Annotated in this window: 2 protein-coding genes; one reads left to right on the top strand and one right to left on the bottom strand. The window is 51.8% G+C overall.

What is annotated here, in order from left to right:
* A partial coding sequence (locus tag V6D20_01675) for a hypothetical protein (GenBank protein ID HEY9814505.1) occupies nucleotides 1-602 on the bottom strand: 602 nt, incomplete at its 3' end.
* Between the two features lie 300 nt (nucleotides 603-902).
* On the opposite strand from V6D20_01675, the gene V6D20_01670 reads away from it, so the two are divergent.
* Nucleotides 903-1061 carry a hypothetical protein gene (locus V6D20_01670; protein HEY9814504.1) on the top strand — a complete coding sequence of 53 codons (159 nt, stop codon included), beginning with the start codon at nucleotides 903-905 and terminating at the stop codon, nucleotides 1059-1061.
* Nucleotides 1062-1138 lie beyond the last annotated feature (77 nt).

The raw sequence follows: 1138 nt of genomic DNA, 5'->3' as shown, positions 1-1138 counted from the left end.
CCCAACATGTGGAAGGGGTGCATCAGGATGTTGTGCTCTGCTTGGAACACGAACATGAAGTTGAACGTACCGGAAATACCCAAGGGCATTCCGTCGGAGAAGGAACCTTGTCCAATCGGGTAGATCAGGAAGACTGCAGATGCTGCTGCAACAGGTGCAGAGTAGGCAACGCAGATCCAAGGACGCATACCGAGACGGTAGGATAGTTCCCACTCACGTCCCATGTAGCAGAACACGCCGATCAGGAAGTGGAATACGACCAACTGGTAAGGACCACCGTTGTACAACCACTCATCAAGGGAAGCTGCTTCCCAGATGGGGTAGAAGTGCAAGCCAATGGCGTTGGACGAAGGCACAACTGCACCGGAGATGATGTTGTTGCCGTAGATCAAGGAACCTGCAACAGGCTCGCGGATACCGTCGATGTCAACGGGAGGTGCTGCCACGAAGGCAATGATGAAACAGATGGTGGCGGTGAGCAGGGTGGGGATCATCAGGACGCCAAACCAGCCTACATAAAGGCGATTTTCGGTGCTGGTGACCCAGTTACAAAACTGCTCCCACAGGTTGGCGCTTTCGCGCTGCTGTAGTGTTGTGGTCATGGGTTTATAAGTCCTTAACTGCAAAAGATGCAAGTTCTATGTATGAACACAGGTTACCTTTCTTTACAAACAAATGTAAAGGAATATTGCTAAGTATTTAATTATCAGTTTCATAAGTTTTAGTTATATACAAGAATCAGGCGTGATGGATATCACCCCGATCCGATGACGGATTTCACGCCAACCCAGTACCGATCGCACAACCGCACAACCAGAGCCGTCACAGCCAAGGTTGGGATGATCTGGGATAGTGAAGTTAATCTACACCGACGCCCCACGCCCCCATCAGGACTTGCCCCCATGTCTCACCCAACCGCCCAAACCCACAACATCCAATCCCAGTCCCTGCGCCGCTTGCTGTATCAAGCCGTTGAGTGCCATAACGCTCACCCCTTTGTGAGAGAAGTGCGATCGCGCCTTGAGGACACTCAGAATTCCCCATCAACCCAGCAGCACTAGATTGAGCGATCGCTGGCGGATTGACACCTCGCCAACAGATCGTCCCTGGCTGCCATCCTGAGAAATCTAGGGCAACT

The sequence above is a fragment of the Candidatus Obscuribacterales bacterium genome (genome assembly GCA_036703605.1).
Classification (GTDB): Bacteria; Cyanobacteriota; Cyanobacteriia; order RECH01; family RECH01; genus RECH01.
Note: the sequence above shows the minus strand (reverse complement) of the source record. Positions and strands in the feature narration are given on the sequence as shown.

Excerpts from the sequence above, each read along its gene's own strand:
- V6D20_01670 (HEY9814504.1), top strand. The coding sequence starts at position 903 with ATGTCTCACCCAACCGCCCAAACCCACAACATCCAATCCCAGTCCCTG.